The organism is Erysipelothrix inopinata, assembly GCF_014396165.1.
GTDB classification, from domain to species: Bacteria; Bacillota_I; Bacilli_A; order Erysipelotrichales; family Erysipelotrichaceae; genus Erysipelothrix; species Erysipelothrix inopinata.
The window spans coordinates 1,997,670-2,021,492 of record NZ_CP060715.1; the positions used below are offsets into that span (position 1 = coordinate 1,997,670).

The following is a 23,823-nucleotide window of genomic DNA, read 5'->3' on the forward strand; positions in this document are numbered from 1 at the left end:
CTATTTTTCAAATAGATTTTTACTTCCTAGAATATGACTTCGTATTAAGATAAGGTCTGCAACCCCAACTTTTTTATCATGGTTAGTATCCGCTGCAACCTTCTGAGCATCATTTAGTGTTCCACCTAGTATATAGGTTCTAAGATTTACGACGTCAGCAACCCCAATGCGACCATCTCCGTTTACATCACCTTTTACAATCAATGTTTTTTCATCATACTCAACACCTTCTACAATCAATTTAATGATTGCACCGGTTCCAACGAGTTCTTGGTCTTCAAGGACACGTCCTTCACGATATATTGCCAGTGTTTCATTCTCATTTAACATTTGATTCTTCACGTCAAGTACGGTTTGCTTCTCATGGATTGTCTCAATGTAGACATCACCAATAACATGAATTTCTGATTCAAGTTTTAGTTCTTTCACATTGATTTCAACCGTATATTTTCTAGCTTCCATGTCTTCACGTGTTACGGTAATTGTAATTGTGTTTTTTCCAACCTTAAGTTCCGGTGCATCGATTGTTACCTTAGCTTGCGGATCTTCTGGTATGGCATTAACATTTAATCTCAGTTTGTCTTTTTGGTGAACATCTGCTGTATAAGCTAAGACATCTTTCTTAAATGAAGGGTTTAACGCGATATCCTTCAAATCGAGATGTGCTAAGGCATTACTCTTAACATCACCACGATTAACAATGACATAATAGGTTGCTTCTTCATTACGGTTTCGGGTCACTTTAACAGGGAAAGTATTGCTACCCAGCTCAAGCTTATGACTGCCTGTCCCCGTAATTTTCGCATCCTGATTATTAGTCATCGCTGAAATATCAATGGATGAGATTGCTTCATCTACATTGACATAATAGGTTTTGATTTCTTTATCGAAGGATGGTGATAATTCCCCCTCACTAACTTTTAAAGAATCCAACCCAAAAGTATTACTGTGAGCACGGTTTACAAAGAGTGTATACACACGTTTTGATCCATCCTCTGCGATACTTTCAATTTCTAAAGTATTTCTTCCTGGTTGAAGTGCATGGATTCCAAGATTGGATACTTTTTGTTTAGCATCAATTGCTGTTGCAAAGACTTCGATTGTTTTCACATCAGCATCGACATCAATGTTGTAGGCTGTTTTATCAGCCGAGAACACAGGATCGAGATGACCTTTGTCAGTCCATAGATTTTGCAATCCTTTTTCTGATGAAGGTTTCTGATTAAATTGAATCGTATAGATTCGAGGAATATTATTTTCACCTACAACTCTAACTTCATGGTTGTAAGGGAAGTCCGTAACGGTAATATTTCCGGTGCCACTAACCTTCATCGATTCAGAAGCAGTGGCTTCAATCTCAAATGCATGGTCATCAACCACGTCTACAACGAAGACGTTTGTCTTAGGATTGAACTCCGGTGTTAGTTTATAGTTCCCATGGTTCTCACCTTCTACAGTTAATTTTTCTAAAACATTGTTTGATTGTGCCGTACGAGTTACATGAATACGATACGTATTTGTTTGATTTCGTTTGGTATTCACACTAACTTCCACAACATGATCACTTCCGACTGGGATGTTATTTTGATTCTTGATTTCAACAGTAGCATCATCGTTTGATTCGTAAATTGGTGTTATTGCATCCAATTCGTAAGGAATCGTGAGATAGTAGTCATTTTGAAGTGGATTGAATTTCGGATTTATATTTCCTTCTTTAACACTTAATTTCTGGAGTAGAACTGATTCATCCTGTTTTTCTTGTACTTCAATTTGGTATGTCCTTACTTGTTTGCTTTGTGAGGTAACATGAATCGTGACAACTTTCTTTTCATCACTTTCTTTAGGATAGATAATTTCGACAGTTGCTTTTTCATGTTCTGAAATTGCGACAACATCAAGTTTTGTTTCTCGGTTTTCATACTGATATTCTTGAATCGTTTTCTCAAATCCTAAGAGTGCCTCATGATTAATATGAATTGATTTCAGATAGTTGTTGTCAGATGCTTCACGGTTAACTACGAACTCGTAGTTTTTCTCTTGACCATCTTTCGTTGTGACAGTCACGACATACGTTACTTTATCTTCTTCTATCTTAGGATCATTCACTTTAAACTTACTTTCTTTATCAGCAAGTTTCGCATCGATGAGCAATGTGTTCAAATTGGTATCACTTGGAACACTTACTTCATATTGCTGTGTTTCTTCATTCCAAGTTCCTGGCCATGAGTGTCCATCTTGTTTTACAGTAATAGAATCTATCGCCGTTTTATCTTTTTCTTTCACCACACGAACGGTGTACACAGACTGGTAGTTACCATTGGTTACAACCATATTTATATTCGTTGTATTTGGTAAAAGTGGTACGTTTTCAAAGGTACCTAGGATTTTAGCATTTGGATCTTCTGTTTTCGGATCAAAACTAATACTTAAATCTTTTTCCAAGACTTTAAGTTCGTATTCTAGAGTACTACTATTGAAAGTTGGTGTTAGGTCCCCTTTATCAGGATTTAATGCAGATAAACGTGTCGACAATCCTGCTTTAGCATGAATTGAGTAAGTTCTGATTTCACCGTTTTTGGCCTCTACTTTTACCTCAATCGTACGCGGTAAGGAAGAGACTTCGATATTTTCTAAAGCTTCTGGATTAAGAATACGAGCTTCGTATTTATCATCCAAGGTATAATAAACTCTAAAGTTTTCAACGCCTGGGAATAATGTAGCTTCATACTCCTGAATCTCTGGGTTAAACATTGGTGATAACATACCTTGGTTTTGTCCAATGTGTAGATCACTCAAATAGTTATACCCAACCTTACGTAATATAAGTTCATAAGTTAGAGTTTCTTTTGACTCTGACTCCGTTTTTATACGGTAAATTGTATCGCCAGCATTTTTTATTATGGTAGCACTATCCATAAAGATATTAGTTTTCGTATGATTTGCTTCAGCAATAACATCACCCGAACCCCAAGTATCAATGTTTTGAGGTACTTCCACAACATAGGACATGACATCGGATTTAAATTCTGGTGTCAGTTTCAATTCTTTATTTTTTAAACTTAATGATTTTAAGGTTGCATCATGGGATGCTTCGCGACTCACTTCCAAGACATAGTTTACTTTAGCTTCGCCATCATAAGCTAAAGCCGTAAAATTAAATGTATTCTTGCCTGGTTTCAATTCCAAGTCTTTATTAACTTGTCCTTGCCATTTGACTGAACTGTCATTCGCAACTGCTTTAAGATTTTGAATGGTTGAATTAGCATCCAGGCTATCCTTAAGTTGGTATGTCATCGTATTTGTTTGAGCATCATATTTTCCAGATGCAACATCAATATCTTGTGTTCCAAGTTTCAAGGATGTAAGTTCAATATCTTTATTCACAAGAATCTGATAAACCTGAGCCGGTGCGGAAGCATCTTCAGGTTGAACACGAACCGTGAATACATTTTTACCCGGTCTTACTTTAAATGATTCCTGACCTTTAATGACATGAGCGAGTGCATCTTTTGGAGTCACGTCAATCATAATTTCTTCCACATCACTAGGTACATGTTCAATTTCAAAGAGATCAAACGGTTCTTCATCAATACCATGGTTTAATGCTAATGGTTTGATGTTTCCATCTTTATCTTTGTAGGTTATTTTCATATCTTGAAGACGTGCATCATCAGAGAGACTTCGTGTAAAGGTGAATTCATAAAGATTTGTTTTTGCTGTCTTTGAATCTGTCAATACGATTGTCTTCACTAAAGTTTGTTTCCCCGTCATATCGACTTTTTGAGATACTGATTCAATAATCTCAATGCCATCATCAAGGACGAGACCTAAATCAAACTTTGGATTTTTATCTTTTAGGTAAGGATCCACATTTATTTCAAATGAAGATTCCCCTTTATATTCTGAAACATTTTTACCATTCAATGAAATACCTTTTAATGTTGGAAGCACTTCTGCTTCTTTACGAACATCAATGTGGATGGTTGCGACATGTTCGTTACTTTGAGTGCTCAAATCAAATTTGAATTCATTTTTCTCGGTATCACTTAGAGGTAAAGGATTCTTGTAGAATTTAGAAATTTGATATCCTTCTTCAAGTTTCGCATCACTTAAGTGTACATGTTTGTCTGTAAATTCTTTAAGATTACGCGGAACATATGCTACGTAGTAATAATGATTGGGTTCCGGATTTGAAATCTCCGTATCCTTATCGATAGAGATTACTGGATCTTTAATCTCAATATCTTTATCTTCATACTTCGTAAGTCGTTCTACATGTATTTCATAAACTTTTTTTGTTTTATTATCTTCTGCAGTAACTGTGATTTCTATTTTGTTTTGTCCTGCTTTAAGATTTTGGTTGCCATTAATGGTAACTGTTGCATTTGCATCTAAAGTTTTTGCTTCAATGTTTAAAGATGACGTGTCAGATGCAATGGGATCAAGTGTATATGACAACGTATCGCTAGAGAATCCAGGTACTGGTGTTCCCTCAACACTTAAGAGTGCGAGGTCTGCATTGGCACTTGAATCTTTCATCACATTCAACGTATAAACACGTGTTGATCCTGTTTGTGAGGTAACTACAAAACTAATGGTATTCTTACCTTTTTTGACAGGAACACTCACCTTGTTTGTTGTAAGTAATTGACCATCAAAGCTTACGGTAGCATTCACATCTGTTTTTTCAATTTCAATTTCGACAACCTCAACATCATTACTTAGCGATGTTTCAGAAGTATAAATATTATTAACGAACTCTGATGTAATATCTTTCCCATCCAACTTAATGACAGAAAGCGTGTTTATTTCAGATGGTTTTTTCTCAATCTTAATCGTATATGTTTGCTTGGTTACTTTATTTTCTGCAACCACATCAATCTTAACTTCTTTTGACTGCGAGTCTAAAGTTACTTCCATTGGCATGGTTTGATTGATAGTTGCAAACTCGCTTGCACGACCACTCAAGATAACATCTTTCACATTACTATCTACGGTAAGAACGTATTCATAAGTATCAGGATTAAATGATTTGTTAAAGTTACCTTGTGATGCTTTTAATTCTAGCAATTGAGCATTTGAATCATAAGCTCTCACAATCGTTAAAATGTATTTAGATTTAGGTTGCTTCATATCTTCAGGTGATACGATAAATTGATATGTATTTTTCGACCCTGTTACAAGATCAAGGGGTTCATCAGCCTCAATACTTGCATTAGCTGGCAATGTAAACGTTAAGTCATCAAGACTAAATGTCTTTTTAGAGTTTGGGACCTTAACGGTATAACGGTATACAAAGTCACCATCTTTATCTTTGTCACTATCTTTCGCAATGTCATCACCTTGTCCATTGGGATCTATAGGATTACCATCACCATCTTTTGGATCTGATTTAATATCATCTATCTGTGTTGGATCTTTGGGTTTAAAAGGATTGGTACCATTACCCTCTCCATCCGTTAGCTCTGAACTACTATTTCCCTTCATCGTAACAGTCAGAATATAAGTTTGTTTCTTACCACTTTCCGATACGATTTGAATTGGAAAATCATGGTTCCCACTCGTTAGTGTTTGTTCTGTTAGCACGGAATCATTTTCTATTTTCGCGCCACTTTTCGGGTCAACACTTGCATTGATTTTAATTTTTGTATTTTCCTTAAATTCAATCTCTCCTAAATCATAATTCAAGGTTTCAGGATTAAACGCAATGTTAATTGGTTTTCCGTCCAAAGTAACCGATAACTCTTGTAAGGTAGCATCATCATTTTGTTTACGTTTTAACGTAATACGATATGTATCCTTGGTGCCATCTTCTGCTCGAGTTTCGATTTCAACGATGTTATTTCCCTCAATCAAATTCAATTCTGATTCAAAAGTATTGTTGCTTTGAAGATTGGTTAAATCTTTCTTATTTAATGTTACACGATGAACACGTGCTTCATCGTATTGCATTTGCATCAAGATGTGAGAAAGTTTCGTATCACGATCAATTTCTACATCATAGTTACGTTCGTCTTTCTTCAAGTCTACAAGCGTATCGCCAACTTTGAGTTGTTTAAGGCTTGTGTCCTTTGATCCACGAACAAATGTCATTTTATAAAGGGCTTCCTTTACAATTGAAGGATCATCATTTCCAAATAGTGTTTCATATTTTTTTAATCCTGATTCACTTTTTACAGTAACATCCAAATCTGTATTTGCAGTGGGATTTAATGTCAGTTTAGAACCTTCAATGACACCATTTGACACATAACTAATTTCATTGGTTGGTGCTGTAGCAAACAATTCAAGACTATCAACACTTCCCTGTGTTTTCACAATACCGTTTGCTGGTGGATTTGCACTTGAGTAAACAACGAACTTATCGTTTTCTCCTTCATATTGAGCAATTAAATCCAACGATGTTTTCACATCCAAACGTTTTACATTAAAGCGATAGATACCAAGTGTTTCACCTTGGTACGCATAAATACCTAAGAAAGTATTATCACCGACTTCTAAGGATCGGTCTGTACTACTTCCTTTTTCTTTTCCAAATTTGAAACTGGCATTGTCATCTGGGTGACTCAATACGATATCTTCTTTAATTTTCGTAACCGTGTGAGGGACTACAATTTCCGGATACTCAAGTATTTTCTCATCAAACTGGGACCCAAGGTAGTCATGACCATCGGCACTGTTACCAAGTACATCCGCTTTAAGTGACACACCGTTTAGCGTTGGAGCAGGTTGTCCTGCTTCTTTTGCAACGTTGAGCTTAAAGGAAGTATCCGCTTCGATAGGTGTTACTTTAGTATTCGACATGTTATCGGCAACAACTAACTTGTTGTATCTAAACTTAATTTCTTTGCCTGGTGTTGCATCGGCTTTAACACGGAAATACATGACCATCATTGGACCTGATGCACTCAAAGCATATTCTGGCTTCGCAACAGTTTGTCCCGTGTAGATAATTAAATCATCAACAATATTGTGGTTAATCGTCCATACATGTACGCGATCTCGACCTTTTTTAACAGTCGGAAACACACCACCCTCATCATCTTTAGGATAAATTAAATCTTGATCATCCACTTCTACAACTTCAAGAAGTGTCTTATCATAATAGATTTCATATTGAAACATCGAGATATTATGCGTTCCGTTGGATTCAAAATCAACATCCAATCGGAACACATCTCCCGGTTTCACCACAGACCCCGAAGCAAGCTTCGGAGAGTCTGCGATATCTTCATACGTATATTCAGATTCGTCATAAGCTTTAAAACGAACGATATTATTCGTAGCAGCAAAGACATCATAATTTGGAATAGTTGTGACAAGAATTGCGACAAGCATTAATGTTATTAATTTATTTTTCATGTGTTGCTCCTATTCCATTCAATGAATCAAGGACTTTCAAGATAAAGTTCAAGATAAATCCTTGATCCAAGACGTCAACTTCAGTATCTTCGTTAACATCTGCAGCAATCTTTTCAATCGGTGTCATCGTGTAAGTTTGGGTAATGGCGTTAGAACTTAATCCTTCGTCCAAGACGTCAACTTCACCATCACCGTTGAGATCACCTTTTATTGCTATTTGTAACTCATCGTAAGTCACATCATTAACGATAAGTTTAATACGCATCGAAGTTCCGACATATCGGGAATTATCTTCGATAGTTTGCGATTCTTTATCAAATATAAAGAGACTTGTTTCTTCATTGATAAAGTATGACTTGTATGTTGCGATATCGGTTTGTGGTTCGCCACCGACAACATAATCACCAACATCTTCATGAGCCAATCCATCATCCAATCGTTTAATATCTAATGTTTCGCTGGTTAGTGTAAGGTTCATAACCGTAACACCAATCTGTGCTTTAACATTTGGATTTTGAACACTTGAGACAGTAACCATTGCACCACCTGGTTTTATAGCTTTAAGGTTACCGGCGGCATCAACTGTCACAACATCTGGATTACTGCTTGACCACGTAATTTCTTTGTTGGTTGCATTTTCTGGTTCAATACGAACCGCTAATTGTTTCACTTCATCCACACTCATCAAGATATTTGATTGTTCAAGATGCAATGCATGTATTTCTCGATTTCGTGTTATGTGAATTGTGATGGTTTCTTGAGTCTTATGGTCCTCAGAACTTACAGTAATGATTCGCTTATTCTCACCATATTGAAGATCTTCCATAGTATGCCCTGATATCAGTGCATTCTTACTATCTGTCAGTACTTCAAATTCAATTTCACTTACACGATCTTCGACTTCCATCGTATACTCTTTGATACTTTGATCAAACTTAGGCGTTAGGGTGCCTGCACTTGGAATGATATCCAGGATTTTAGCACTTGTTGCACTTGGTCTCATAATTTCAAACGTGTAGATATTTGTTTTCCCTGATTCACTCGTTACTTCAATTTGATGTGTATTTTTTCCAGGTTGGATTGCGACAACACCATCTCCCTTAACCTGACTTCCATCAGGAATGGTTACCTTGAATTCAACGTTTTCTTGACCTTCAATCGTATTGACAATGTAAGGACCAAGATCACTTGGATCAAATGTTTTCTCAAGGGTACCACCAATAACTTCAAGACTTTCAAGAGAATGATTATCATTAGGTAAACGTGTGATTCTAACAATATAACTTCGTTCAACATTTTCAAACGATGTTACGACAATACGATGTTCATTCACGCCTACTTTAAGATCACGAACCGTTCCTGTTCCACGAATTTGTGATTTCGCATCTTCAGGTGTTGCGATTACATCAATATCTGTAACCTCATAAGGCACTTCAATCTCGTAGTTATTGTGATATTTATCAAAACTTGGAGAGACATGACCTTGATTTGTTATCAAGTCTTTGAGGTAGTTACTACTAAAGATTTGACGTGTAACGGTAAATTCATAGATTGTATCAGGAATATCGTGCTTACTGTGAACCACAACTTGAACAGTATTCGTTCCAACTTTCAAGTTTTTATTTCCTTTAATTTCGTAGGTAGCATTAATTGGATCTTCAAGTATGATTTCATCCACCGTTAGATCGGTTACTTCATACGGCACTGATAATGTGTAGGCTTCAATATCTTTATCAAAGCGTGGATTTTCAATCATTGCTTCTTTAAATCGTATTGATGTTGCTTTTGAACTTTGTACCGAGTCACGAGTGACATCTACGTCATAGACAGCAATTTCTCCGAATCGGCTGGTTACCACAACATCAAACTCATTCAGTCCAATTTCAAGATCATGCACACCATCACCCGTAATGAGTGCTGTTTCGTCCATAGCTCTCGCAGCAATTTCGACACGCTCTTGTTCATGCGGTACAGCAGCTGTATAAGCTGAACGAAGTGGCGTAAACTGTGGCTCTAACTTTCCAGGATGAATCATAAGATGTGCCAACATCGCACTGGCCGATGTATCCTTTTGAATCTTGACGACATAAGTCATCGTGGCATCATTTTTACCGGTTACCACAATTGGCACGGTTTTACTTTGAATTCCTTCCAGATCAATGATTCCTGCTCCCTCAATTGATTTCACAGCCGACTCATCTTCCGGTTTTGCAGTCAACAAGACTCGTTTAACATCAGCAGGTAATTTCAAGGTATAAGGACCACCATTCGTTTTATCAAATGGTTCAACAAAGATTCCCGTATTACTTGTAAGAGATTCTAAGTAAATACTTTGTTGTGAAGAGTGATAGACATTCACAATGTATGTCTCCGAGTTTTTACCATTCGCAGATTGAGTCACAATTTTTACGCGATTGTTGTCATCTTTCATCGGTTCATCGATACCATTTCCAGATACAGTCCACGTTGTTTGTTTCGAAGACGCTTTAATTTCTGGTGTTAGGTACTCTACCCCTTTAGGTACATAGAGTGCATACTCTTTACGCGTTTTCATAAAGAGTGGCGATAAGGAACCTTCTTTAAACCTTAAGTCTTGAAGACTAGCATCACCAGAGAGTGCTTGGTTAATAATCACTTCATAGATTCTTAAGACACCATCTTTACTCTGGACTACAATTTTGAAACTATTACGTCCTGGTTTGACTTCAAAGGTTCCCACTCCTGAAAGGATGGTCGCATCGCTACTTTCCTTGACAGCATCGATCGTAACCTCTGTCGTTTCCATATCAACATTCACAACATAACGATTGGTGTTAGGTTTGAAGGTTGGGGACATTGTTTTACTTGGTGTAACCGTCAAGGAACTCAATCGGTTACTAAAGAGTGACGCATCTTGTTTCACAATTTTCAGTGTATAGTCACGTGTTTCTTTATTTTCAGCCTCAACACGAATTTCAACTTTATTTGTTCCTCTGTTTAGATTCTTAATAATATAGTTTCCATCGCCATCCTTTTCAGCATCGTGGCTAATAATTTTTACGGTTGCTTTAGGATCCTCTGGTTTAAGGGTTAGTGTTACAGATTGATGTTCATCTGAGATGAATGTTTCATAATCATGATGATCTTTCACGAATGTTGGTGATACCAATCCTTCACTAATTTCTAATATTTCTAAGTAGTTATTAAAGGAAGCGGATCGCACAACTTTTACATTGTAAACCGATTGTGATCCATCCGGTGAAGAGACTGTCAATGGTATGTGGTTATCACCAATTTCAAGTGACTTCCAACCGCCGCCACTGACTTGAGCAATCGGTCTATTTAAGGCGATTCCTTCAACCATCACTCTCTCAACATCCTGAGGTACCCAAACGACATATTCTAAGGTATCCATCTTAAAGACAGGATCCAATGTACCATGACTTAATTTAATCGATTGAAGTCGGTTGTCATACTCACGCACAATAACGAGTGGGTATTCTTTAGTATCACCATTTTGTGCTTCAACTGAAATCATGAACTTGTTTTCGCCATAATCTAGGGCATAGTCACCGTTACCTTTAATCTTAGCAAGGGCATCATGTGCCTTCGCTTCAATGCGAACCATGTCTGTCGCAGAATTAACGTTATATCTGAATGCTTCTTCTGTTTCTAAATCAAATGATTTTGTGATATCATCATGCATTACTTTGAGACTGTCTAAACCATTTTCACCAGAGAGTTTCTTGTTTACCTCAACAAAGTATGTTTTTGTCTTCGTTCTGTCCTCACTGGTTACGCTAATAGTTACATGGTTCTTACCATTTAATAACGGCTCATTACCACGAATCATGACCCGTGCATTGGGTGATGTCGGTGTGGCTTTAAATTCAACACCTTGGGCATTCTCATCAAGATTTAACGTGTAGTAGAGACGATCTTGGCTAAAGTCACCTTCTTCAAATTGAAGATCTTTTAGACCTTCTTCTTGAATTGAGAATGGAATTAATCCTGCCAAGGTCGCATCACTCGACATGGAGCGAACGATATTGACGTTATAGATTGATACATTTCCTTCTTCAGGTTCTGTCGATAAGAGTGTTACTGGATTGTTTCCAGATTTCAGTTTAACTTCAACACCATTTTCAACTTTATTGGCTGTAGCATTGCCTGCAACACCTTGAACAAGTGTTGTATTAACTTGCGGTGTTCCTTCTACCAATACGATATCAGTATTGCCACCTACTTCAACAGAGTAGTCTTTCAACGAACGTTTAAAGCGTGGTGAGAAGTTTTCACCTTGGCTGATAACTTTACCGTTCTCACTCACAGTAATACCTTGAAGGTAGCTGTTGTGACGCGGTTCTTTAAGAACATGAAGAATCGTATCTTGAGTTCGACCATTTTCAGCACGAACGCGAACAATGACATCGTTGTTACCTTCGCTGAGATGTTCATTATTAATGATCTCTACTTGAGCTTTCGGATCTTGAGCAACAGCCTTAATATCAAGAGCTTGTGTATCTGTTTCAATTTCAACATGATACTCGTATTTACCTTCTTCAAATTCAAAAGGTTTTCGTGTATTAAGAATTTCTAAAGATTTAAGGCTGGTATCATCATTCCCATTACGATGAATGGTGATCATACGATCTTTTGTTAAACCGAAAGGTGTTACAGTCTCAATTCGGAAATCATTGTTTCCGTATTTAAGACTTAACTTACTTATATCTTGAGGGTTGTTGTACTTATCATAAACATTAATTGTTTGTGATGGATGGCCTTTCGTAACTATAATACCGACACGATCGACTTCACGGGCAACACTGGTACGATATTGTGTCAATTGATTGTTGTAGGTAGGATCAACGCCTGCATTCTGTGCATCCGTAACTTCAATATTTTTTAAATCTAGAGTATTGGATAAGTTGCGTTTTAGAATGAGAACGTATTCGCGGATATCGCCACTCTCTGACTGAACTTGGATTGCGACTCGTGTCGAATCACCCAGTAGTTCTTTATCTCCAAGTGTAGAGAGTATCTTGGCTTTTGGATCTTGAGTAAACGCGCGAATTACAACTGATTTTGTATCTTCAAGAAGCCCAACTTCATATTCAGTTACATTCGGATCGAAAGGTTGTTTGAAGATACTTCCCTCTATTTGAATTCCCGAGAGTGCGTTATTCTTAGAACGTTTATACGTTACATTGAATGTGTACGAGGTCTTCGATTTACCATTCTCACTGTGAACTGTAATGACGAATGGTTTTAACACATTCGCTTCTAATGTTATGGGTTCTTCTGTTTCGTAAATAATTGTTGCGTTAGGATCAGTAGCTGCAATTTTCTTGATGAATGACTTATCAAATGTTTGGTTATCATCCGTCAACTCTAACGTGTAGTCAGTAACGTTAGGATTAAAGTTCTTATCGAGTGTTCCCGATTCAAATTCGATATTTTTTAGTTTCGAGTTATCACCGACTTCACGTTCCACTATAATACGGTACGTTTGCATCGTATAACCGTCTACTGCTCGAACTCTTATTTCATATATATTTTCTTGCGCAGTTTTCAATTCTAGGACGCCTGTTTTCTCAACAGTTGCATGCTTATCAACAAGATCAAAAATCACTTCATCACTCTTCAAGTTTGTTTTTGAGTTTGGAACTTTCAAGTGATACGTGAAGACATCCTCTTGGAATGGTTCCTGAAGTTTATACCCTTTAACACTGAGATTTGATAGACGCGTTTCGTCAGTCTTAGCACGCCCAATGTTGATTGTATATTCTTTTACATCACCATTTTCAGCCGTTACTTTAATCACACGTACGCTTTCCCCTGTTGGGAGTAATTTTCGTTCATGTCCCGTAATTCTCGCATTACGATCTTCGGTGCTGACATCAAATGATAATGTATTGGTAACACTTTCCGTATTGAGTTGATACGTATCTTCCGTATAAATGAAGTTTGGTGTCAGAGCACCATTGCTTGGCTTGATGTTTGTAAGAGCATTATTATCTGAAGCAGGACGTGTGAGGTTGATGGTGTAAACACGATCTCGACCCGAATCACTGGTTACCACGACTTCAAGTTTGTTGTCTCCTACTTTAATTTTTTTCTGGCCACTACCAGATATTGTTGTGGCAAGACTCTTGACTCCTATATCGACACTCTCAGTTCCGATTGGAACTGGATTCACAAGTGTATACTCTTGAATTTTAGGATCAAAGGCGGGTTTCATTTGAAGCACATCCCCTTTTAATTTGACACTTAAATCCTGCAAGTAATTCTCATGAGATCGACTTCTGTTTACAAACACATGGTAAGTTCTCGTGATACCTGTTTTTGAAGTAACGGGAATTTTAATATGTGTTTCCCCATAAGGAATATCATAATTACCCAGTCCCTCAACTTTAGATGAAGTTAATGTTGCTTCTCCATCAAGTTTCAAGGTACTTTCTTCAGGTGTTAAATCTACGTTATAAACAAGTGTTCCCTTGTAAAAGCTTGGTGTCAACTTATTCTTATTCACAGCCAGATACTCTAAATAGTTATTTGCGTAAATTTGACGATAAGCATGAATCGTATAGGTTTCTTGGAGATCTTTCTCGTTAGAAGTAACCTCGATAGTTATCGTGTTATCCCCTACTTCAAGATTTTGATTTCCAGTAACTTTATAGGTAGCATTGGGATCTATTTTTTCAATTTCCATTTGTAATGTCGTAACTTCATTATCAACATTGATAAAGTACTCGTTGACATCTGAGCTAAATCCTTCATCAAATGGATAGTTATCAACTTTTAAGTTTTTGAGTTTTGCAGAATTAATCGGTGCACGATTCACAATAAATGTGAACGTTTTAACCGTTCCATTTTCTGCTGTAACGTTGATATTGAATTGATTGCGGCCCACCTTAAGTTCATGAGTACCAATTCCTGTGAGGGTAGCATTTTTATCTTCTAAGATTCCATCAAATTGAATGGTTTCATGAGAATAATCCAAGTTTAATTCATAACTTGTTTGATCATTTTTAAAGGTTTCAAATTGGTTTCCATCAACGGACAATTCTTTAAGGTTTGTGTTATCAGAACCTTCACGGTTAACAACAACCGTATAGACTTTACTTGTTGAAGCTTCACTTACAACTTCAACATCAATAAAGTTATCGCCTACTTTAAGGGGTACTGTTTTTGGATAGTTTACCACTGCATCGTCATCTTCTGCTTTCGCTGACACGTTTACAGAGTGAAGTTCAAAGGGTGCCGACGCTTTATATACTGTCTTATTTGATACAAAAGTTGGTTCAAAGCGAACACCACTTATTGATAAATGAGAGAGGTTAGCATTTTTTGATGGAACCTTATCTACTGTTATTGTGTAGTCCTTAGTTGTTTGACGATCTTCTGCAGTCACCCGTACGATTACAACGTTTTTAGTTCCCGTAACAAAATCATGATTTCCTAATACTTCATAAGTTGCCTTTGGATGGTATGGGGAAGCAGAGACACTCAGTGCTCTTCGATCCGTCTTTCCAGAATAGGTTGAGACGTTTTTATCAAATTGAATTCCCTTATCAAGCAGTCCATTGACATAAAGACCTGCTAGAGACGCATCACTTGATGGTTTACGAGTCACTACAATTTGATAATCCATAATAATGTTATTCTTGGCACGGGTTCTAACTTTAATTAAGTTTTCTCCCACTTGCAAAGGATAACTTCCTAAGCCTTTGATTTCAGTTTGGCTTGTGATAGCTTCACCACTTACATCTATTTTGGTCACATCATTTTCTACCGTCGTTCGGTAGAATTGTTGCTTAGAATCGAATTCCGGTTTAAAAGTACCCGAAGAAGTTTTTAAAGACTTCAAACCAATGTTTTCAGATGCCTTTTCTTGAACTGTTACATTCAAGGCGTAATCTTTATGTGCTGATAAGCCTTCCGAATCAACTCTTACGATGACACGGTTTTTACCTGGGTTAAGGACATTATCAAGTATTTGAATTTTTGACTTAGGATTGACTGGCAATGCTTCTACCGTAAGTTTACTTGTTCCTTGAGGCACCAGTAAGGAATATTCGATAACATCTGACTTAAACTCACGATGTAATGCTCCTTCATGAACATACAACGTTTTTAAATCCGTATTGCTTGATTGGTCACGAACAACCTCAATAGTGTAGGTTGCTGGTGTCCCATCTTCAGCACGTGTTTTAATCTCGATGCTATTCGAACCAAGTTTAAGTTCATGCTTTCCATTACCGCTCATTACCGTAGATTGAATCATTGGTTCTGTTACAAACTCAATCATATCAATCTCATTGTTTACATTGAGTGTGTATTTATAGGTATCAGGATTAAACTCAGGTTCCATTGTACCTTCAGGTTTCGTCATGATTGATTTCAATCGTGCATCCACATTGGGTTTCATAGTTATATTCACGCTGTACGTTTCAATACGACCACTTTCCGCAGTTGCTAGAATTTCAACTCGGTTTACACCCGTTAATAATTCAATCCCTTGGTGCTTAGAAACTTCAGTAAGTGGATGCTTTGTTTCTGTTATAAGATTCAATCGTTCTTCCGTATAAGGAATTGTGATATTGTACTCCAAAGTTTCCGGATTAAAATCTTCGATTTCAAAGAGATTGGAGGTAATACTTGTAAGTTCATTGTTATCAGAGATTGCTTTATTGACTGTGAAAACGTATTGATTTACGTTTCCGTGATCAGCAGTAACACGAACATTAATGGTATTCTTTCCGCCTCGAAGTCTGACGGTATTTCCTGATGTTGTATACGTTGCTAATTCATTAGCTAACTCAATCTTAAGATCTGGATTAATCACATCATCTGCGACTTCAAATGTTTGTTTTAACACATCTGGATCGAATGGATCCATTTCTTTACCACCGATAGAGAGAGATTTGATCTTCGCATTTTTGGATTTGCTACGATTGATTTGAATGCGATAACTTCCTTTTGTACCGTCTTGAGCTTGGGTATTAATGACGAATTGATTGGATCCGACTTCTAATTTTTTAACACCCAGTCCTTCAACTGATGTTGCATCATTATCGACAACTCCCACAAGTTCAACTTCATCAATTTCATTCTCGACGTTCACAACATAATCGTTTAATACCTTTTGGTAATTTGGTGATAATGGTAAAGCCTCATCTTTATGAAGAATTTCAAGAGATTTTAAGAAGACATTCGAACTTTCTTCGCGATATATATTTAATGTGTAGTTTTTTACCAGACCATTTTCTGCAGTTACTTCATAGGTCAAGGTATTCATACCTAACTCGAGCTCTGCTGTTTCAGCTTTCACATCGATGACTGCATTAGGATCCATGGTTTCAGCATGAATATCTAAGTCAGATACTTTCTCGAATTCATGCGGAACGGATACATAATATTCAGTAATATCAGGATTAAATTCTAAGTCTCGTTCTGGTTTCAACATCGTCAAGGATTCCAAGTCCGCATTTCCAGTCATATCTCGATTGATTTCAAAGGAGTATGCATGGAAGCTCTCGCCATCTTCACTCATTACATCAATATAGTAATGATTATCGTAACCCGGTTGTAATTCAATGACACCTTCACCAGTCACAATTTGATAGGCATGAGATTTGATAACTGAGAATTCTAACGAACGAATGCGTGATGGAACTGTCATGCTATAGACAACACCCTGAGTTCCAAAATCTTGATTAACATCAAATTTCGGTGATAACTTACAGTAATCATCAGATGCTGAGCAAAGTGAAGGAATCAATCCATTAATAAGAATATTTTCCGGCATTGATTCTTTTGAAGCAGGGCGATTAACTTTAAGTGTATAAGTTTTAACATCACCATTTTCTGCAGTAACCAGTAAATCAAATTTCTGATTGCCTGCTGGAATATCATATTTACCATTACCAACGATAGTTGCATGAGGATCCATAGCAACACCTTTGATATTTAGCTCTGTCGTATCTGCATCCAGATCAACAGTATATTCTGTTTGTTTAAGATCAAACTCTGGAGTTAGTTTACCAGAACTGATTTCAATTTTGGATAAGTGATTATCTTCAGATGCTTTTCTCAATGCGGTAATGCGCACATAACCATTTCCTGAGTTTCCTACTGTATAACCACTGTCTTTACCTGGTATTCTTTCAAGCCCAGATTTTAGTTCTGTTTCACTGAGATAATATTTCTTATCGACAGTATATCCTTTAGGTTTGTGGGAGGTTTCAGTTAATACGTAACCCGATCCACCACCGCCACCGCGATCATCATCAGCTGAGTAGTCAGGATTTACACCACCGCCGCCGTACCAGCCACCACCACCGGCGCCACCACGACCATTGTTAGCATAAACACCGCGACCTCCAAGACCAAATTCGCCAAAGAGACCGGCTGCTGTTTGGGACCCACCTTGACCACCTGTACCATAATTTTCTGATCGTGATTGACCATAGTTTCCACCACCAGCGCCACCTTGTTTATTGGATGCCCCGACAGAACCACCACCACCAGCTACAAGAATACGATGGTACAGTGTTTCACCTGCGACACGAATATCAGAGGCACCACCACCATAGACACCATTACTTGCTGAGGCACCACCACCGTTATAACCTCGGGATATTGAATTACCAAATCCCCCAACGTTAATTGTGAGCTCCTCACCTTGCTTTAAGTGAACGAGGCCATTTGCATAGCCACCTTTACCACCTGATTGTGATCCACGGTTTCCCCCTTCAGCACCCCAGGCTTCAAGTTGGTAATTTCCTGTATACGGTGCAACAAAAGTTTCACTCTTGCCTTTATAGACATACTCATAAATTTTATCTTCACTACCTTCTCCTGAATCCGATCGATTCACATTGATAAGATAGACTTGTTTTCCTACATGTGGTTCATCAACTGTTACCGTTATTTTATTTTTACCCGGTCTAAGATAACCATTACCACTGACATTAATTGTTGCTTCATGGTCATATGCCACAGCATCGACGTTTATGGAAACCATTCCCATAGGAATATCGACATCATAATCAAAGGTTTCTGGTTCAAACTCAAAATTCACATCTGTGAGTTTCAATGACTTAAGAAGATTTGTATCTTCTATTCTCGGAGTAATCGTATAAGCATCCGATTCATTTCCCGTTTCAGATGTAATTCGAATTGAAACCGGTTTGTTGTTTTCAAACTCAACATTTCCGAGTCCTTCAATGACTTGACCTGGTTTGTTTTTTATCCCATCAATAAGCGCATTTCGATCTTGCTTATAATCAAGTTCAATTTCATAATTCATTGTTTTCGAGTCAAAATTATTGATTGATTTTTCATTAATACTTAAATTCTTCAGACTTGTATCTTTAGATGCTTCGCGATAGATATTCAGTTTATAAATACCCATGGTTCCATCTTGAGCAATGACTGGAAGTTCCACAACGGTTGTTCCTGGCATAATTGTAAGGACTTTATCTTTATCCCATTGCAACTCCGCATTGTGTTCCGTTACGTCACCTTTGATGACTAATTCATACTGTTCGGTGTCCATAACAACATTATATTCATGTTGGTTCGGACTGAACGGTTTATCCATGGTTCCAGAACTTAGTTCTAAAGACTTTAATGTTGCGTCAGATGAATACAGGTTAAGGATTGAAATACGGACAGCACCGTCACCCTCTTTACCTGTAATTGTAAATCCCTCAGGGCCTGGCATGCTAAAACTTCCAGCACCTAAAACAGTATTCGTCATTTGGTACTTATTAGAAGGTGCATAATTTGTTGGTTTGTATGATTTATCGGTGAATGCATAACTTGATCCGCCACCGCCGCCGTCACCATAATAATCACTGCGTTCGTTACGGTTTCCACCACCGCCATACCAACCACCGCCACCGCCACCGGCAGTTGCACGATATTGATTGCTATCATAGGTTCCGGATCCACCGTTACCAAATGCACCACTACTTGCTCCACCACTGCTTTGGGTTGCACCTTTTCCATAGTTTCTACCAGATGCATTTTGTCCTTCGGTGCCACCACCGTCAGCACCGGCACCACTCTTACCTGCCGCACCACCACCAGCTGCAACTAGAATACGATTATATACGCTCGTACCACCGACACGAATATCTGTAGCACCACCGCCTCGTTGGCTTCCATTATAACTTGTACCACCGCCATTATAACCACTATTAACTTCACCATCACCACCAACAGTGATATTCAAGATTTCGCCCTTCATCAGGTAAATATCACCTGCAGCATAGGCACCTTTACCACCTTTTACGGACTCAACACGACCTCCTTGAGCACCCCATGTCTCAAGACGATACATTCCCGTGTAAGGAACGGTGAATTGCTCCATTTTTCGAGTGTATCCAAATGACATATCTCTTTGTCGATGCGCTTTGATGATATATACAGAATCTTCAATACCTTCACGAGAAACAGTCACGCGAATTGTATTATCTCCAGGTAAGAGTTCTTCATTTGAAGCACCTTCTACCTTTACTTTCGCATCTTCATCATAAGTCGTTGCAATAATATTCAAGCCACCATATACATAGGACTTCATGTCATATTCATATTTATTACTATCAAATATCGAAGAGAATGCATTCGTATACTCATCCACCTTCAAATCATAAAGCTGTGTACTTTTTTCTCGCTTGAAGTTAATTTTATAATCTTGTTTAACTTTTTTATCAGCAGAGATTACAGAAATAGTTTGCGACGTATTATGGTAGTTATTTTTTACTTTTCCAGTTCCAGCAATAACTTGACCTGAATGACGTCTATCTACAGTGATTTCATCTTCTTGACGATAATCACCTGGAATAACTATCGTATATTCATATTTATTTGGATCAAATCCTTCAATAATTTTTCCATTAATACGAATCGCATCAAGATCTGCTGTATTTTCAGTATTTTTACCAAAATACGTAATTCGAGCATATCCATGTTCTGCATGACCAATTTCTCGAATTCCATCAATCCCGAAAAAACTTTCGTTTCCTTGCATAAGTTGGGCTTGAGTCATCTCATATTTACTATCAGGAGCATAATTACCAGGTCGGTATGATTGCGGAATGGTAATACCATTCTCAACACGTTTTCCAGTTAAAACGTATCCAGAACCACCGCCACCACCGTAGCCATAGCTGTTACTACGTTCGTTACGGTTTCCACCTCCGCCGTACCAGCCACCACCGCCACCACCGGCGACAGCATTATAACTATTACTATCATAGGTTCCACCGCCACCAGTTCCAAAAGATCCATTGAAATATCCATAGCTATTTTGGGTTGCACCTTTACCATATCCAGAGTTTCCAGATGCATCAACACCGTTGGTTCCACCACCGGCACCACCATGACCTGTTTGACCTGCAGCACCACCGCCACCAGCAACTAAAATACGATGATATAAACTCGAGCCGCCAATTCGGAAATCAGTTGCCCCGCCACCACGTTGGCTTCCATTGTAGCTGGATCCTCCACCATTGTAACCACGACCATTATTATAATCACCAAAGCCTCCAACTGTTACAGTGATTTCTTCACCTTTTTGTAGTGTGATGTGTCCAGAAGTATAACCGCCTTTACCACCATTGTAAGTACCTAAAGAACCTCCTTGTGCACCCCAGGCTTCTAACTGATATTCACCATCGTAAGGCGCAATAAATACCTGACTCTTGGATTTAAAATCAAAGTCGATGCTTCTCATCTTAATAACCTTAATTCTATATTCATTGTCTTCAATTCCATCATTTGATACATTTACGATAATGATGTCATTATCTTTATCATCTTTTTGATATATAGTTGTAACCACTGCATTTATATCAAACGTTTGATACTCAACTTCAACTTTTTCATTCTTAAAACTTTCAACTGTATACTCATTTTTAGTAAATTCAAAAGCTTCATCATCTTTATATACATGATTAGTTACTTTTAAATCATAAAGTTTGTTGCTTGGTTCACGCTCAAAATTCAAGGTATAAACCTTGTTTGTTTTTCCATCGGCAGAGAAGACCGTTAATTTTTGCACTTGATTATGATATTCAAATTCTACTTTCCCAGTACCAGCTACTACCTGTCCCGAGTGACGAAGATCTACAGTAATTTCATCCTCTTGACGATGTTCTCCTGGAATCTTAATGGTATATTCATATTTATTTGGGTCGAATCCCTCAATGATTTTTCCATTAATACGAATCGCATCGAGATCTGCTGTATTTTCAGTATTTTTACCAAAATACGTAATTCGAGCATATCCATGTTCTGCATGTCCAATTTCTCGCGTTCCATCAATACCGAAGAAACTCTCATTACCGTTTGCAAGATATTCCTTCTTCATTTCATACTTAGAATTTGGTACATAATTTCCAGGACGGTATGATTGAGGAATGGTAATGCCATTCTCAACACGTTTTCCAGTTAAAACGTATCCCGATCCACCGCCACCACCGTAGCCATAGCTGTTGCTGCGTTCATTACGGTTTCCACCGCCTCCGAACCAGCCACCACCGCCACCACCGGCGACAGAATTATAACTATTACTATCATAGGTTCCACCGCCACCAGTTCCAAAAGATCCATTGAAATATCCATAGCTATTTTGGGTTGCACCTTTACCATATCCAGAGTTTCCTGTTGCATCGACACCGTTGGTTCCACCACCGGCACCACCATGACCTGTTTGACCAGCCGCACCACCGCCACCGGCTACTAAAATACGATTATAAATACCGGTTCCACCAACGCGAAAATCTGTAGCACCACCGCCACGTTGGCTTCCATTGTAACTGGATCCACCACCATTGTAACCACGACCATTATTATAATCGCCAAAGCCTCCGACTGTTACAGTGATTTCTTCACCTTTTTGTAGTGTAATATGTCCAGAAGTATAACCGCCTTTACCACCATTATATGTACCTAAAGAACCTCCTTGCGCTCCCCATGCTTCAAGTTTATATTCACCATCATATGGCGCAATAAAGATTTGACTCTTTGATTGGAATTCAAAATCAAGACTTCGATGTTTGGTAACTTCGATTTCATATTCAAAGGGATCTATACCATCCCTTTGGACGCTTAAAGTAATGAGTTCCTTATTGTCGCTTAGTGGTTCGCGTACGACAGAGCCCACAGCATCCTTATCGAAAGTCATATAGCTTACTGAAACTTCTTCATCCAAAAAGCTATCGACAAAATATTTTTTCACGTTTGGATCGAAAGAAATATTATCTTTGAACGTATGATTATCTGCCTTTAGATTGAAAAGTTTGTTGCTAGGTTCTCGTTCAAAATTCAAGGTATAGACCTTGCTCGTTTTTCCATCTGCAGAAAAGACATTAATCTTTTGAACTAAATTATGGTATTCAAAATTAACTTTGCCTGTTCCGACGATAACCTGATCTACATGACGTCGGTCTACTGTGATTTCATCTTCTTGAGAGTATTCTCCAGGGATTTTTATTGTATATTCTAATTGTTTGGGATCAAATCCTTGAATGATATTTCCATTAATTCGAATGCCGTCAATATCCGCCGAATTTTCATTATCTTTACCATAGTATGTAATACGCGCATGTCCATGCGATTCATGACCAATTTCACGTACGCCATCGATTCCAAAAAAACTTTCATTTCCATGTGACAATTGCGCTTTATTCATTTCATACTTACTCTCTGGAGCATAATTACCAGGTCGGTAAGATGGGGCAATGGTTATACCGTTCTCAACACGGCTTCCAGTTAAAACATATCCAGAACCACCGCCTCCACCGTAACCATAACTGTTGCTACGCTCATTTCGGTTTCCACCACCGCCATACCAGCCACCACCGCCACCGCCGGCAACCGCATTATAGCTATTACTATCATAGGTCCCACCGCCACCAGTTGCGAATCCACCATTAAAATATCCATAACTACTTTGAGTGGCACCCTTTCCATATCCAGAGTTTCCTGATGCATCGAGTCCCTCTAGTCCACCACCAGCTCCACCATGTCCTGTTTTCCCCGCAGCACCACCACCGCCGGCAACTAAGATACGGTTATAAATCGAAGTTCCGCCAACACGAAAATCCGTGGCACCACCACCACGTTGACTTCCATTATAGCTAGAACCACCACCATTGTAGCCGCGACCACCATTGTAGTCGCCATCACCACCGACAGTAATCGTCAGTTCTTCACCTTTCTTAAGGTAGATTTCTCCGGAAGCAAAGCCCCCTTTACCTCCGCGATAATCGCCCAAGGATCCTCCTTGAGCACCCCAAGACTCTAGTAGATACAGTCCGTCCTTTTCAACATTGAAAGTGACAGGTTTACCTGTATACTCGAAGTTATGAACTTCGGGTTGTTCACTCGACACTTTTGTTTTCGTATCATTCGCAAAAATCTGATACGACGACAAAAACACTACAAAAAAGAGTAGTCCGAGCCCCC

2 protein-coding genes are annotated in these 23,823 nt (G+C 38.2%); both read right to left on the reverse strand.

Annotation, left to right across the window (positions count from 1 at the left end; translation table 11 throughout):
• Complete coding sequence (locus H9L01_RS09715; RefSeq protein ID WP_187533754.1) at positions 1-7,362, reverse strand: cadherin-like beta sandwich domain-containing protein; 7,362 nt, start codon at positions 7,360-7,362, stop codon at positions 1-3.
• Positions 7,352-23,791, reverse strand: a complete 16,440-nt coding sequence (locus H9L01_RS09720) for a cadherin-like beta sandwich domain-containing protein (RefSeq protein WP_187533755.1) — start codon at positions 23,789-23,791, stop codon at positions 7,352-7,354. The genes H9L01_RS09715 and H9L01_RS09720 overlap by 11 nt, the downstream gene beginning before the upstream one ends.
• Positions 23,792-23,823 lie beyond the last annotated feature (32 nt).